This is a genomic window from Pseudomonas sp. Cab53 (assembly GCF_018325965.1).
Classification (GTDB): Bacteria; Pseudomonadota; Gammaproteobacteria; order Pseudomonadales; family Pseudomonadaceae; genus Aquipseudomonas; species Aquipseudomonas chlororaphis_E.
The window spans coordinates 6,134,116-6,148,910 of record NZ_AP021902.1 but is presented as its reverse complement, the minus strand read 5'-3'; the positions used below and the strand labels follow the sequence as shown (position 1 = coordinate 6,148,910).

General features: G+C 54.3%; 16 protein-coding genes and 1 pseudogene. 6 read left to right on the top strand and 11 right to left on the bottom strand.

The window, feature by feature from the left end; all coding sequences use genetic code 11:
• Positions 1–8: 8 nt before the first annotated feature.
• The 4 genes from KI241_RS27190 to KI241_RS27175 all read right to left on the bottom strand — a co-directional run bounded on the left by KI241_RS27190 (position 9) and on the right by KI241_RS27175 (position 3,173).
• Positions 9–1,040: a histone deacetylase family protein gene (locus KI241_RS27190; protein WP_047735700.1), complete on the bottom strand. Its 1,032-nt coding sequence runs from the start codon at positions 1,038–1,040 to the stop codon at positions 9–11.
• Positions 1,041–1,538: 498 nt separating this feature from the next.
• Entirely contained in the window at positions 1,539–2,273 is a 735-nt protein-coding gene (gene arsH / locus KI241_RS27185; protein ID WP_042730501.1) for an arsenical resistance protein ArsH, read from the bottom strand.
• Positions 2,273–2,743 (bottom strand): arsenate reductase ArsC, encoded by a 471-nt coding sequence (locus tag KI241_RS27180; protein ID WP_212803170.1) that lies wholly within the window; start codon positions 2,741–2,743, stop codon positions 2,273–2,275. Before KI241_RS27180 ends, arsH begins: the two co-directional genes overlap by 1 nt.
• A gap of 67 nt (positions 2,744–2,810) precedes the next feature.
• On the bottom strand, positions 2,811–3,173 hold the full coding sequence (locus tag KI241_RS27175; protein WP_212803169.1) for a metalloregulator ArsR/SmtB family transcription factor: 363 nt from the start codon (positions 3,171–3,173) through the stop codon (positions 2,811–2,813).
• A gap of 217 nt (positions 3,174–3,390) precedes the next feature.
• On the opposite strand from KI241_RS27175, the gene KI241_RS27170 reads away from it, so the two are divergent.
• The 6 genes from KI241_RS27170 (at position 3,391) to KI241_RS27145 (ending at position 8,677) form a co-directional block, all read left to right on the top strand.
• Complete coding sequence (locus KI241_RS27170; protein WP_212803168.1) at positions 3,391–3,690, top strand: hypothetical protein; 300 nt, start codon at positions 3,391–3,393, stop codon at positions 3,688–3,690.
• Positions 3,691–4,145: 455 nt separating this feature from the next.
• Positions 4,146–5,051, top strand: a complete 906-nt coding sequence (locus KI241_RS27165; RefSeq protein WP_212803167.1) for a hypothetical protein — start codon at positions 4,146–4,148, stop codon at positions 5,049–5,051.
• A gap of 42 nt (positions 5,052–5,093) precedes the next feature.
• Complete coding sequence (locus tag KI241_RS27160; RefSeq protein ID WP_212803166.1) at positions 5,094–6,107, top strand: AAA family ATPase; 1,014 nt, start codon at positions 5,094–5,096, stop codon at positions 6,105–6,107.
• A gap of 1 nt (position 6,108) precedes the next feature.
• A complete protein-coding gene (locus KI241_RS27155; RefSeq protein ID WP_212803165.1) occupies positions 6,109–6,987 on the top strand; it encodes an SIR2 family protein in 879 nt (292 codons plus the stop codon).
• 145 nt (positions 6,988–7,132) lie between these two features.
• Positions 7,133–7,891, top strand: coding sequence for a DUF6602 domain-containing protein (locus tag KI241_RS27150; protein WP_212803164.1), 759 nt, complete (start codon positions 7,133–7,135; stop codon positions 7,889–7,891).
• 117 nt (positions 7,892–8,008) lie between these two features.
• Positions 8,009–8,677, top strand: coding sequence for a hypothetical protein (locus KI241_RS27145; protein WP_212803163.1), 669 nt, complete (start codon positions 8,009–8,011; stop codon positions 8,675–8,677).
• A gap of 248 nt (positions 8,678–8,925) precedes the next feature.
• Here KI241_RS27145 and KI241_RS27140 read toward each other — a convergent pair whose 3' ends face one another.
• From KI241_RS27140 to KI241_RS27110, 7 genes and pseudogenes are all read right to left on the bottom strand, one after another.
• Positions 8,926–9,558, bottom strand: a complete 633-nt coding sequence (locus KI241_RS27140) for a hypothetical protein (RefSeq protein WP_244868250.1) — start codon at positions 9,556–9,558, stop codon at positions 8,926–8,928.
• 195 nt (positions 9,559–9,753) lie between these two features.
• Positions 9,754–10,119: a DUF6124 family protein gene (locus tag KI241_RS27135; protein WP_212803162.1), complete on the bottom strand. Its 366-nt coding sequence runs from the start codon at positions 10,117–10,119 to the stop codon at positions 9,754–9,756.
• Between the two features lie 745 nt (positions 10,120–10,864).
• Positions 10,865–11,500, bottom strand: a complete 636-nt coding sequence (locus tag KI241_RS27130; RefSeq protein WP_212803161.1) for an SCO family protein — start codon at positions 11,498–11,500, stop codon at positions 10,865–10,867.
• Positions 11,497–12,396, bottom strand: coding sequence for a heme o synthase (gene cyoE / locus KI241_RS27125; protein ID WP_047735711.1), 900 nt, complete (start codon positions 12,394–12,396; stop codon positions 11,497–11,499). The genes KI241_RS27130 and cyoE overlap by 4 nt, the downstream gene beginning before the upstream one ends.
• Positions 12,384–13,463, bottom strand: coding sequence for a COX15/CtaA family protein (locus tag KI241_RS27120; protein WP_212803160.1), 1,080 nt, complete (start codon positions 13,461–13,463; stop codon positions 12,384–12,386). Before KI241_RS27120 ends, cyoE begins: the two co-directional genes overlap by 13 nt.
• Before the next feature lie 10 nt (positions 13,464–13,473).
• Complete coding sequence (locus KI241_RS27115) at positions 13,474–14,067, bottom strand: hypothetical protein (protein ID WP_212803159.1); 594 nt, start codon at positions 14,065–14,067, stop codon at positions 13,474–13,476.
• Positions 14,033–14,769, bottom strand: a pseudogene (locus KI241_RS27110) (SURF1 family protein). The gene KI241_RS27115 and the pseudogene KI241_RS27110 overlap by 35 nt, the downstream one beginning before the upstream one ends.
• Positions 14,770–14,795: the final 26 nt, after the last annotated feature.

The following is a 14,795-nucleotide window of genomic DNA, read 5'->3' as shown; positions in this document are numbered from 1 at the left end:
TTTCTTCCTCATTGGGCGCTTTGGAAACCTTCAAGGACGTTCACGGCATTGATGCCGATTTCTGCCACCGCGTACCCGCCTTCCATCACGAACAGGGTCGGCTTGCCGAGTGCGGCGATGCGTTTGCCCATCGCCAGGTAATCCGGGCTGTCGAGCTTGAATTGGGAGATCGGGTCGTCCTTGAACGTGTCCACACCCAGGGACACGACAATCACATCGGCGTCGTAGCCACGGATTTCGCCACAGGCCTGCTCCAGCGCCGCGCTCCAGGTGTCCCAGCCCGAGCCGGCCGGCAAAGGATAGTTGAAGTTAAAACCTTCACCGTCGCCCTCGCCGTGCTCGTCGGCGTAACCCAGGAAAAACGGAAACTCCGCCTCTGGATGGCCGTGGATCGAGGCGAACAACACGTCGCTGCGCCCGTAGAAAATCGACTGGGTGCCATTGCCGTGGTGGTAATCCACATCGAGGATGGCGACCTTGCGATGACCCTGGTCGAGAAAAGCCTGGGCGGCGATGGCGGCGTTGTTGAGGTAGCAATAACCGCCCATCAAGTCACCGGCGGCGTGATGCCCCGGCGGGCGGCACAACGCAAACGCACTGCGGGCGCCGGCCTGGATGTCGGCCTGGGCGGTCAGGGCCACCTGGGCGGCGCTGTAGGCCGCTTGCCAGGTGCCGGCAGTGATCGGCGCGCCGCCATCGAAACTGTAATAGCCGAGCTGGCCGTGCAGGCTGGTCGGCATGACCGTGCGCAACGTCCGCGCCGGCCAGGTATAGGGCAACAGATCCCCCTCGCGATTGAACGCGGCCCAGCGCTCCCAGGCCCCTTTGAAAAACGCCAGGTACGCCGCGCTGTGGATACGCTGGATCGGCCCGAGACCAAAATCCCGTGGTGCCTCGACCGGGCCCAACGCCCGCGCCTTGACCCGCTCCAGCACATGATCGGCCCGCGAAGGCATCTCGAAACAGGGCATCAGCTGCCCATCCATCAACTCACAGCGGCCGTGATGCAGGTGGTGATCGTCGGAATAGATCGTCAGCATTTATTGTTCTCCGCAAGGCTGTTCCAGTAACTGACAGTCTTGCGGGATGCGCTGTTGGAGAGAACGGCAGGAGCGGCCAAAAGGGGATCGAAATGGCCAAAAGGTTTGACCGTAAATGGCTCTTTGTGGGGGGCAAGGAGAGGTGGGCATTCTCTCTGTGGCGAGGGGATTTATCCCCGTTGGGGTGCGAAGCAGCCCCAAAAACTCAACGCGGTCTATCTGGCTGCCTAGTCAGCCGACATTCTGAGGCTGTAGGAGAAGGGATCTTGGGTGATGCAGGGGCTCGGTTTTCGCTGGGAACCGCGTTGATTTCATCGCGAGCAAGCCCGCTCCCACAGAGGAAAAGGGGACGGATTTAATATCGCCGCCGGTGCGTGGAGGAATTTGACGGAGATCTTCAACGCAGATGGGAGGGAGCCAACGAACGGCGCGTGGATCGCTTGGACGGCCTACGCAGTCTGTGCCCGCTACCGCCCGTTACATGGCAAAACGAATCGCTTAAATAGACCGTTGGTTCACGCGCTTGGAGAGCGCTTCGGCGCTTTCCTTGCGTTCGGAATAACGATCCACCAAGTAATGTTCGCGGCCTCGCACGAGCAGAGTGAACTTCATCAGCTCCTCCATCACATCCACAACGCGGTCGTAGTAGGGCGATGGTTTCATGCGCCCTGCTTCATCGAACTCGAGAAAGGCTTTCGGCACCGATGATTGATTGGGGATCGTGACCATGCGCATCCAACGGCCCAGCACGCGAAGCTGGTTCACCGTGTTGAACGATTGAGATCCGCCACAGACCTGCATTACTGCCAAAGTCTTGCCCTGCGAGGGACGAACCGCCCCGAGTGCGAGGGGGATCCAGTCGATCTGTGCCTTGAATACGGCAGACATGGAGCCGTGACGTTCTGGCGAGCACCAAACCTGTCCCTCCGACCACATCACCAGGTCACGGAGCTCCTGCACCTTGGGGTGGTCAACCGGTGCGTCGTCTGGCAACGGCAACCCGGAAGGATCGAAGACAACCGTCTCAGCGCCCATGAGTTCCAGAAGGCGCGCAGCCTCTCGTGTCAGTAACTGGCTGAAGGAACGTTCACGGGTTGACCCATACAGTAAAAGGATGCGCGGTTTATGGGGTGGCACTGCTCGTTCCGACAGTTTCTCCGGGGTCGGGACGTCAAGCAGTGACAGGTCGAGATTCGGGAACTCATTAGCGGTGTCGCGGGTTGATTCGGTCATCACAGCTCTCCCACGGCGTCCAGCGCCTGTTTCAGTTCGGTCTTGCCGAGGGCGCTGATGTCGAGAGCGAGGAATGCCGCAAAGCGCTGGCGAATCTTCGCAACCGTCGCGTCGAATGCCGCTTGGACTTCCTCATCACTGCCTAGCACATCCGATGGATCAGCCAAGCCCCAGTGACTCTTGATCGCCGGTCCGAAGTAGACAGGGCAAGGCTCGCCCCTGGCCTTATCACATACCGTGATCACTATGTCTGGCGGGTTATCGGCGAAGCTTTCAGAGCCCTTGCTGTAGAGCCTTGAGGTGTCGATGCCGAGGTTTTGCAAGGTGCTGACTGCGCGTGGATTGAGGCGCCCACTGGGGACGCTTCCCGAACTGATCGCGCTTATTCCCTCGGGTGCCATGTGGTTGAACAACCCTTCGCTCAGCACGCTCCGGCAGCTATTGGCGGTGCACATGAACAGGACTCGCATGAGGTACTCCTGCCGCTTTCGGCGGTCGTCAGAGGCTAAGGCGCAACGCCAGAGCAGAAAGGGTGAATCACTCGATAAGGGCTGGGCAGCAGGCTGTTTCGCGCACGGGACGTCCGTTCATATGCTTTAGGCGGGAGGTGTTGTCCTTGAGCCAGTCGATATTGGCCTTCGAAGTCCGTTGCAGGATGTCACGCACCCAATCGGGAAGCGCCGGATTAAGACGGTAATAGACCCGTTGGCCCTGACGGCGATCAAGCAGCAAGCCGTTGCTGCGCAGGAGGGCAAGGTGGCGGCTGATCTTTGGCTGGCTGTCATCGAGGGCGCACATCAACTCGCAAACGCAGAGCTCGCCTTGTTCGGCAATCAGCAGGATGGCGCGGACGCGAGTCTCGTCGGCCAGGCTCTTGAAGACATCGAGGGGCGTGATCATGTCGCGCACTCGTAACATATGGAAAACCGAATATACGTATTTCCATATGTTTCGTGCAAGGCGATATTTGATGAAGGGCCTGGCGTCGAACGCCTGATGCCGTTCACTTCAGTCGGATGAAACCTTTGTGGCGAGGGAGCTTGCTCCCGCTGGCCGCGCCGGCGAGGGCCGCATCAGCTCCGCGCCCCGTGCAGACTACGCCCAAGCCGCAGCGGTGGTGCTGACCACTGAAGGGCAGGCGGGCAAAGTCTATGAACTGGCGGGGGATAGCAGCTACATCTTGACCGAGCTGGCTGCGTTGATCAGCCAGAAGACCGGTAAGCCGGTGGTTTATCAGAACCTGCCGGAGGCTGAGTTTGAGGTAGTGTTGATCAGTGTGGGGTTGCCGGCAGGGTTGGCGGCGTTGCTGGCGGATTCTTATGTGGCGGCGGCGAAAGGGGCGTTGTTTGATGAGGGTGGGGTGCTGGGGAGGTTGATTGGGCGGGGGACCACGTCGGTTGCGGAGTCTTTGGGTTAAGTAGTCAAATCAAGGCCAGAAAAAATGGACACGTGTGCCGGTCGAGATAAACCGGCACGCAGCGGGTGATGAGGACCCACGGATACAAACGGCCTCAGCTCCCGGCAGCAGGTCGAACTCCCGTGGCGAGGGAGCTTGCTCCCGCTTGAGTGCGAAGCCCTCATAAAAGGCCCACAGCTCCAAATACTACGCAGCCAACACACAAAACTCTGTGGCGAGGGGATTTATCCCCGCTGGGATGCGGAGCAGACCCAAAACAGTCGATCCGTTCGTATCCACAGCGCCTTCTAGGCTATTGCTCCAGAGCTAAAGGTCTCGGTATTCGGCCAATAGCAGACGCCCGTAAAAACTGCATCTACGTTTGCTCCTACCTATTAAATCCTCGCATTGCTGGCTTTCTACTATGATGTCAGGATGCTACCTTCAAAATTGAGAACAGCACTGAGGGAGACGTAATGATCAAGGGACAGTCGATTAGGGGTATCGCGCGCCTTATAGCTGAGGCGAAAGGTGCAAATCATGTGATGTTCGTAGCTCAGTTAACTGCAATACCTGTTGCTCGACAAAAGGAAATTGGTATTAATTTTCTTAAGAATGATGGTGACTCAATTCTCGCTTCAGCTATCGGAAAAGTATCAAGCTTTAATGTCAGCGGAAAGGAAATCAAGAGAAAAGATCTTCCATTAATAAAAAAATTGATACCTCAGTATCGCACATGGAAAGACTGGCATGGGAAAGAACATGATGGAATCCAACATCGTACTATGGATGTCTACCCCATAGAGTTTATTTTTCCACCTTCCGAAAAGCTATCGCTTAAAAATATTGATGGAATGATATATGTCGCATCGCGCCAGATGGATCTATTAAGTAATCCAGAACCAATTGTTCATCTGGCTAATTTGTTCTTGGAGTATTTCTGCGAATTTGAAGTGTTCGACATATCTAAACACAAGATCTCAGGCGTATCAACGCGTCAGCTCCAATGGGAAGTACTACCCAAAGGTAAATACCCCTGGAGTAAGGCCTCTAGCATTGTGACTCCATTCTTAACAAAGCTCAGCCAATCTGAAAAAGGCGTCATTGAGCATAGAATGCGAGAGATATCCAAATATGAGCCAGATTTTCTAGCAACTGGGCGCGGTGGTTACTCCGGTTATTTTGTCTATGGCTTCACTTCCAGAAATCTGTATTTTTTAGAGAGTATACATCTAAATAATGCTACATACGTATTTGGCAGCGACTGGGAGAAGCTTTCATCGCTTTCAAAAGAAGAAATCATAAATGGCGAGTACGAACACTCAAGAGTGATTCATGATAAAAAATGGCTGGCAAAAATTCGTCAGCTATTACGTGCTTAATCGAGATTGTGTCTGGCTGGTTCTTACATTAAGGGATGCTGTATGAAGGCTTTCTGCGTTTTTAATAATAAAGGCGGAGTAGGGAAAACGACTCTTCTTTGTAATCTAGCTGCACATTACGCTTTAAAAGGCGGCAAAAAGGTTCTCGTGGTGGATGCCGACCCGCAATGCAATGCTACCGCTTATATGTTTAAAGAGAAAATACTTGATGATTTATATTCCTCATCTAAGGATGGGGAAACAATAAATCAATTGGTAACTTCTTTGAAAAAATCAAAAGGTTATTCCGAGATACCAATTAAGAGAAGTGAATCATTTGGCGTTGATGTTGTACCCGGCGACCCTAGATTCTCTCTGGCGGAAGATTTTTTGGCGAAAGACTGGGTAGATGCGACTAGTGGTCAGGAGCGCGGCCTAAAGACTACATTTCTTTTTAGGGCGCTTCTCGAGTGGGCTTCAAAGAAAAAATATGATTATGTGTTTTTTGATATAGGGCCCTCTCTCGGCGCGATAAATCGTACCGTTCTTTTATCTTGCGACTACTTTATTCTTCCCATGTCATCCGACATCTTCAGTCTGCGCGGCCTACAGAATATCGAAGTTGCGATCACCAGCTGGACCAAAGGCTTAGAGCGTGGTCTTACGAGTTATAAAGAGGATAATAATGAAGATTTTCTCTTTGATGGTCTGCATCGAAGGAATCCTCAAGGAATTAAATTCCTCGGGTATGTCACTCAACAATACACCGCCAAAACTGTCGCGGGAAAAAAACAACCCGTCGATGCCTATGAAAAAATAATTAAACGTATCGGCCCTGCAATTAGGAAAAGTCTAATAGAGAAAATAAATCAAGGCCAAAGCTTAGAATACAAACTCGGTGAAATCCCGTACTTTAGCAGCTTGGTTCCCATGGCTCAAACATCAACCAAGCCAATATTTATGCTAAAGTCCGCGGATGGAGTCGTGGGCGCGCACTTTGACAAGGTCAAGCAATTTGAAAAAGTTATATCCGACATTGCTGCTAGTCTAAGCTTAAATATGGACGAGATTATTTAAAATGTCTATTTGGCCTAAGGAGCTGGTTCATTCTATTGCTTGCAGACGCTGCGTGCTCTTTTTTGGTGCGGGAGTGTCTATGAACTCTTCGGGGAATGATGGTGTCAGGCCTCCCAGTTGGGCAAGTTTTTTAGTTGAGGCTGCGGGGCAAATAGGTGCTCCTGGTAAGAAGATTGTAAAAGAAATAAATGCGCTCATCAAAGCTGGGGACTATTTGACTGCCGCCGAGGTAATACGAAACGAAATCAAACAAGAGAAATTTACTAACTTAGTAAAGTCTCGATTTCATACTCCGGACTTCAAGGCGGCTCCAATACATAAGACGCTATTCAACTTGGATTTGCGTATTGCGATAACTCCGAATTTTGATAGCATTTACGAAACCGCAGCGGGGGAGCGTGGAGCTGGCGCTTTAACTACAAAAATATATCATGACGATGATATTGCAGATTGTTTGCGTAGGCACGAGCGAGTTCTGATAAAAAGTCACGGGACGATTTCCTCACCAAATAAACTGATTTTTACTAGAACCGATTATGCCAAAGCACGCAATTTACACAGTCAGTTCTATGAGCTTCTAGATGCACTTCTTCGAACCCACACTTTCATTTTTGTTGGTTGTGGTGTTAGCGATCCAGATATTAGATCGTTATTAGAAAATTATCGATATAGACATCCTTATGGGCAGAGTCATTATTTCGTTACGGCTTCAAAAAATTTCTGTTCGGAAGTTAAGTCTGTATTGAGTGATTCGCTAAAGATAAACTTTATAGAATATGCAGCCACTAAAGATCATGCAAATTTGTCAAAAGAACTGGACTCGTTAAAGGAACTGGTCGAGCTTGAAAGAATTGAGTTGAGTAAAAACCAAGCATGGTAATACGGCGAAATTTTTTCTACCTATGCAATTGGCCGAAAGCAGGCAATCGTGCAACACAGCTTTCGGCCAGAAGCGATCTATCGAAGATAGTCTACCAAAAAGGGGACTAATGTAGGTTCCTAGTGATAACTTTGGATAAGTATCAATGAGAACAACTAAGCATTTTGATTATATCGTTAATCGGATAGCATCAGCTAAAATAAATGCGGATAGCTTAGCGTCCGGAATAGGACATCATGGTATTGAAGGGGAAATACGCGAGATAGCAGCGAAGGAATGCATCGAACCGTTTCTTACGCAAAGTTACCAGTGTGGGACAGGAAAAGTCATTGACTCATTTCAAGGGCTAAGCGATCAACTTGACTTGATTATTTACCATAGAAAGGTGGCCCCTCCTATTCTAGTAGGCAGGGACCTTGGTTTGTATCCCGTCGAATGTGTCCGTTATGTGTTCGAGGTGAAGTCGACTCTTAGCTCTCGCGAAATAAGAGATGCAAATAAAAAATTCAGGTCCGTAAGCAATCTATTGTCATTTCCTAGAAGGGAAATCGATGGGTCTGTGAAAGGTGGTGCCTTGCCTGCTACTGTTCTTCTTGCATTCAATAGCGATATAACTAGTTCTGAAATAGATCGCTATAAAAGACACACTCAAGATGAGAGCCCACCTTGTACGGTCCTATGCGTTTTAGGTAAAGGTTACTGGTATTATGACTTCGCGTCTAGAGACTGGTATGGCCTTGAGGCTAATAGTGATTTTCCTCCTTTTGTTGAGTTCGGTATGTTTATTACTGGTTTAATGAATACACTATCAAGTGAGGAAACTGCAATCAGGCCGTTTAATCCTGGAATATATATTAATGTTGATGATGTCATACTTTCTGCACTGAAAAAGTCTGGTCAGTAATACAGATATATTGCATGTTCCACTGAAAAATAATAGAGCCAATCGAAAGAGAGTGAAGTACCTTAAAGCGGTAGATAGTCTGAAGGGAAAACAAGCAGGGAAGGATGAGGGTATGAAATGACTGCGTTCCCAAGAGACATCGGTCAGGATTTCGATTCGTTGATGGAATTAATGATCCTTGTCATAAATTCGCGGCTAAATATGCCGGTCGAATCGGAGATGGCTTTTCTGAACGACATTCAGACACTCTCTATAAAGCTCTTTAGGCAGCTGTGTTCAACCAAGGTCATCTCCACGGGTTGTTTGTTTCAAAGCAATAACGGGTCGGCTTATGAATTTATTGACCAAGGGTCAGTTTCAATTCTTGCACGAGCATCTATCGAAACATTCCTCACGCTACATTGGTTATTCAGTGGCGATCTGGAACTGTCAAGATTCCGGCATCGCATATGGCAATATGCGGGCCTACATGACAGGGTACAACACACCGCAACGACTGCCGAGGGTCGTGCGAAGCAGGCTTCTGCACGTGAACAACAAGCGGAACTGTTAACACTTATACGGTCGTCCGAGCATTTCACAAAGTATTCGCTCAGGGAGCAAGCTCAGCTTCTGAAAGGTAACTGGCGCGTGAGCTGGTCTTGGGGGAAGAGGCTGTGCGAGCAGGTTTTCATCGGAGGTATTTTGATAATGTATATGGCTATCTCTGTGGCTATTCACATAGCAATTACATTAGCGCAATGCAAATCGGCCAAGCGCAAGAACTTTCTATACAGGCACAAATGAGCGAGGTGGGACTCCAGATCAGCGTTCATATAATGGCGCATTTCATTCATCTATACGCCGCTACCTTTTCTCCCGCTGCGAATCTTGTTGATAAATCTGAAGCAAAGTCTATCGTCAACATCTGGCATTTCAAGGCAGATGATATGGGTCATATTTTTGGTGAGCAATCATAGGGATATCCAAACAAAAGAAGTGAACAGATTTGACAGTGAAAATTGAAAGCGTGACAAATTTTACTTGCTGCGTTCTTAAGGGGTATTTCTTTTCTGATTTGGCACTATTTTATTTAATGCGGCTTCCATGATTAGGGCTTTCGTCGAGACGGCCCAAAATGCAAAGCTTGCAATTAAAAAATCAGTGCGGACTTCAGACCCATATTTTATTCTCACATCCGGATTCATTGAGTGAATGGTAATGTATCTTTTTTCCACAGGATGAAACTCAGGCTCGATAGCTGACATAGAATTGACGAGTCTTGATAGCTGTTGAGCGTCCCCCTGATCAATTGCGGTCTTCATCCCGTGGGCTAATTTATTACGCATGCTGTTAACATGATGAATTACGGCGGCGATCGGTAGGGGTAAACCGAATGCAGCAGCTAATCCTAATTTTTGTCCAAAATCTCTTGGCAGTTTTGCATAGACGGCAATTTCGCCTTTACACTTTTCTTTTAAATAGAACGTGAGCAATCGTTCTAGCATAAGGTGAAAACGTAGTACGCATCCCATTTCGTCTTCTGTTTCAGCAGCAGCAATCAAAATTTCGGTGTTGGCTAATTCTTCTACGTTTAGATCGACTTCAAATGTTTTTTCGGATTTCATATGTTCGCCTTCTAACTCTGTGGAGTCGCTTCCTTGGGATTGGCAAGCCAAGCGCTCCATGAAGATTATCGTGTGAAGGTAGAGCTGTCGAGCTGCCATTGCGGCGGTTTGGGGTCTTCAGGTAGATGAAGGGGATGGGGGAAGTTATCAGTCAAGTTGCTTTTAGATATTAAGATGCTATATGTCCGTCTAGAGATGAAAGACCCAAAGCCCGACGCCGGGCGCCGGGCGCCGGGCTTTTTCCCCTAGAAAGAATTACTGCTGTCGCGGCTCCACATTATCCAACACCTGATTCGCCAACAACGAACTCAGCTCAATCAACTGCTGAATCCCCAGCGCCAAATGGCGCCGCGAGCCATCCAGGTCAAACGCCAGATCACTAACCATGGCATCGGCTGAAGCCAGCGTTTCACTGAGGTTAGCGAGCATGCACTCGTTATCGAGACCTTTCACAACGGTGAATACCTGTCCCGGTTTCGGTTCGTCTTTGGATTGATCCGGCTTCGGTAGCAAGTAGTGATCGAGCACGCGTTTGGTGGTTTCGTCTTGCTGCTTGGCTTTGGCTTTTGCGGACTGTGTGGTGGGGTCTGTATCTGGTGGGTTGGGAGTTACTTTGAACATTTGGGACTTCCTTTAGTAGGGCCGCAACCGTCTCGCTACTAAACGAAAGGAGGCAGCTGTGCGCAAGTTAGTAGACCGGTGAAGCCACCAAACCCGGCGCGCCCGAGGGCGCCATGCGCACAGCCACCATCAAGTGCAGGCCAAGGCCTGACTGGATGACACTCATGCAACCGTAGATGGCTAACCGGGCTACTAAACCCGACCACTGATGGGCAGTGGCAAGGAAACGATAGAACCCAGGAACAAGGCGCACAAGCGGGCGGATTCTGGCGTAGTTGTAGGTAAAGGCGCAAGGATGCGTAGCTTGATGGAGGGGTGTAGGTGGGGGCTGTAGGAGAGAGGTTTTTTAGCGAATCGGGTGGGGTGTTCTGTTCTGAAACCGTGTCGTTTTTATCGCGAGCAAGCTCGCTCCCACAGGGGGACCGGGCTGTTGCGGATGCTGTGTTCACCGCCGCCCAGTGTGTGCGGGCTTGCTCGCGAAGAGGTGGCACATTCAGTATCGATGCAAGCTGACCCGCCGCTTTCGCGAGCAAGCCCGCTCCCACAGTGGTTGTGTTGGGCTGGATATTCGGCTCGACACAACCACCTGTGGCGAGGGAGCTTGCTCCCGCTGGCCTGCGTAGCAGGCCCCGGTGTTTCTTCAGGTAAACCGCGTTCTCTGGTTTTGCGACTGCTGCGCAGTCGAGCGGGAGCAAGCTCCCTCGCCACGGGGGATTGTGGTGGGAGCAGGCTTTTGGGATGTGGGTTATTTGCGTTTGAGCATCTCCGGCAACTGCACCACCAGTTTCTGATTATTCAACGGCGCACGAATAAACCCGCGTTGGGTACCGTCGGGTCCAATCACGGCGAGGTTGCCGCTGTGATCGACGGTGTAGTTGGGCTTGCTGGTGTCCGCTGGAATGAACGGAATGCTCACCGCATTGGCGAGTTTTTGCAGGTCTTCGATGGAAGAGGCGGTGAGGCCTTTGAACTGCGGGTCGAAGTAGCCCAGGTATTGCTTGAGCTGCTTGGGCGTGTCGCGGTTCGGGTCGACGCTCACCAGCACGATCTGCAGTTTGTCCACCGCGGCGGGCGGCAGTTCGCTCTTGATCTGGCGCAGTTGGGCGAGGGTGGTCGGGCAGATGTCCGGGCAGAAGGTGTAGCCGAAGAACAGCAGGCTCCACTTGTCCTTCAATGCGTTGACGGTCACCGGTTGGCCGTCCTGGTCGGTCATTTTCACGTCCGGCAGGTTGCGGCTCTGGGGCAGCAGGATGATGCCGGCGTCGATTAGCCCCGTCGGGTCGCCTTCGCCCTTGCCGGACAGCACCTTGTTGACGGTAAGGCCGAGGATCAGCGCGATCACGGCCACGAGGGCGAAGACGGTTTTCTGGGTTCGAGTCATAGGCTCAACAGTAAGTAATGATCTACAAGCAGGGCGATGAACAGCAGGAACAAGTAGTAAATAGAGTACTTGAAGGTGTTGATCGCCGCATGCGGCCGACTGCCACGGTACAACACCACGGCCCATTGCAGGAACCGCGCGCCGAGCACCAGTGCGCACACCAGGTAGAGCATCCCGCTCATCTGGATCACGAACGGCATCAGGCTCACCGCCAGCAGCACCAGGGTATAGAGCAGGATATGCACCTTGGTGTAGTGCTCGCCGTGGGTCACCGGCAGCATCGGGATGTCGGCCTTGGCGTATTCCTCCTTGCGATGGATGGCCAGGGCCCAGAAGTGCGGTGGGGTCCAGGCGAAGATGATCAGCACCAGCAGCAGCGGTTCGGCGCTGACGTGCCCGGTGGCGGCCACCCAGCCCAACAGCGGCGGTGCGGCGCCGGCCAGGCCGCCGATGACGATGTTCTGCGGCGTCGCCCGTTTCAGGAAACCGGTGTAGACCACCGCGTAGCCCAGCAAGGAGGCCAGGGTCAGCCAGGCGGTCAGCGGGTTGGTGAAGGCCAGCAGCAGCGCTTGCCCGGCCAGGGCCAGGGCCAGGGCGAAGGTCAGGGCGGCGGCAGGGGACACCCGGCCCTCGGCCAGTGGCCGTTTGTGGGTACGGGCCATGACCGCGTCGATGCGCCGGTCCACCACGTGGTTGACCGCCGCCGCGCCACCGGCGCACAAGGCGATCCCCAGGTTGCCGAACACCAGCACCGTCCACGGTACGCCGGCACGAGTGGCGAGGAACATGCCCACCAGCGAGGTGATCAGCATCAGCACCACCACCTTGGGCTTGGTCAGCTCCAGGTAATCGCGCCAGATCGCCCGGCTGTGGCGTTCACCGGTCAGGGTTGCCATGGCATCTCTCCTTTTATCGTAATGGGGCTGGCGCCGTGCTTATGCGGCGTGAACCGCCAGCGCAGCGGCACCTGATGCCTGACCCGGACCAGGCTGGTCCGGGCGTGATAATTGACCAGCACCAGGGTCAGCAGCAGCGCGGCGCCCCCGGCGTTGTGGGCGACGGCCACCGGCAGCGGCAAATGGAACAGCACGTTGCTGATGCCCAGGGTGATTTGCGCCGCCAGGGCCACCAGCACCAGGCCGGCGAGGCGGGTCATGCCGACCGTCTTCAACTGCCAGGCCAACCCCAGCAGCACCACCGTGACCAGCAGCGCGCCAATGCGGTGGGTCAGATGGATGGCAGTGCGGGCATCGCTGTCGAGCTGCCCGCCCAAGTAATTGGGGCCGATGTGTTGGGTCAGGTGAAAGCCGTTGGCGAAATCCGCAGGCGGCAGCCATTGGCCGTGGCAGGTGGGGAAGTCGATACAGGCCACCGCGGCGTAGTTGGAACTGACCCAACCGCCCAGGGCGATCTGGCCGATCACCAGCAACAACCCGGCGGTGGCCCAGTGTTGCAGGCGCTTGGGCACGGTCAGTGCCGGCAACACGCCGGACAGGCGCAAGGTCAGCAGAAACAACAGGCTCAGGGTGGCAAAGCCGCCGAGCAAGTGCCCGGTGACCACCTGCGGCCAAAGCTTGAGGGTCACGGTCCACATGCCGAACGCCGCTTGCGCGAAGACCACGGCCAGCAGGAACAACGGCAGTTTCAACGGCAGGCCGGGGTGCCGACGGTTCATCCAGGCCCGGGCGGCGAGCGCGGTGATCAGCAGCCCGAGGGTCCCGGCAAAGTAGCGGTGGACCATCTCGTTCCAGCCTTTATGGGCTTCCACCGGCGCGTCGGGAAAGTGCAGCTCGGCATGGGCCAGTTGGGCTTCGCTCTTGGGCACGCTGATGAAACCGTAGCAACCGGGCCAGTCCGGGCAACCGAGGCCGGCGTGGGTCAGGCGGGTGTAGGCGCCCAGCAATACGACGATCAGTGCCAGCAGCGTGGCAAACAGCGCAAGGCGAAATCCAGGTTTGGCCATGTCGATGCCCTCATCCGATGTTCGACAGTTTCAGCAGGTGGCGCAGGTCGTTGAGCAGGTCCTTGCCCTTGACGCGGGCGTCGTAGCGCAGCACCAGGTTGCTGTGGGGGTCGATGATCCACAGCTGGGCGCCGCCCGTCTCCTGGGCACCTTTGCGGTAGGCCGGCAGGTCCAGCGGGTAGCGCTGCAGTTGCGGATACTCGCGCTGCAATTGGGCGTCGTACTCGGCGTCCAGCGGCTGGGCGATGGCCAGGGCATGGCTGGCGCGGGACGCATCGCGACCGAGGCCGATCTGCACCTGCCGGGCCAGGTACACCAGTTGCCGGCAATCCACCGAGCACGCCTGCGGTGCGGTGACCAGGATCTGCCAGCGCTGCTCGTCGGCCTGCACGCCGATCTCGGCGCGGGTCTGGCCGTTGCCGATCAGCTCGCCGTGGTAGCTGCGGCTGTCGGGCACCCAGAACTGGAACTTGTACATGCCGGTGGCGAGGATCATCGGCCCGATCACGCCGAACACGATCAGCAGCAGTTGCAGGCGCCCTTTGCGCCGGCTGGGCGTGGCGGGTGCCTCAGACGTGTTGGTTGGATTCATGGTGGTTCCCATGCGGTCTCCCTGCGTTGTGCCATCCGAGATAAAGAAAAAGGCCGAACAGCGCCGCCGCCATGGCGAACCACTGCACGGCATAACCGAGGTGTTTTTCCGGGCCCATGCTCACCACCGGCCAGTCGGTCCGATAGGCGCCCGGGCCGCCTTGCTGGCGCAGTTCATAGCTGAAACCGCTGCGCCCCAGTTCCGCCCAGAGCTTGTCCGGTTCGATGGCGGTGACCAGGCGCGGCCATGGAGCGGCCACCGGGTCGGCGTGGAGCTGGAAGGTGGCGCCCGGTGCGACATAGACCCAGGCCTGAACGCTCACCGGTTGCTCCGGGGTGCTGAAGACGGGGGCGTGCGGCGGTCAGGCCATGGCAGCCAGCCGCGATTGACCAGCAGCCATGCGCCGGTTGCACGGTCGAGAAACGGTTGCAGCAGTTCGACGCCGACCTGGCCGTCGTGCTGGCGGTTGTCCAGCAGGATGCTGTGCTCGACGTCGAAGTGACCTTGCAGCTCGACGACGCGAAAAGCCGGGTCGGTGGTCTGCGCCAGTTCGGTGCTGTCCATCGGGGGCGCCACGCGGCGCTCGGCGTATTGCTGCATGAGCACGCGCTTGTATTCGCCACGGCTCAACTGCCAAAACCCCAGGCACACCATCAGCGGCACCAGCACGGCCACCACCAGCGTCGGCACGAGGCCCGGCCGGAAGCCTCTCATGGCGCCGTCCGAAAGTGCTCGAACGG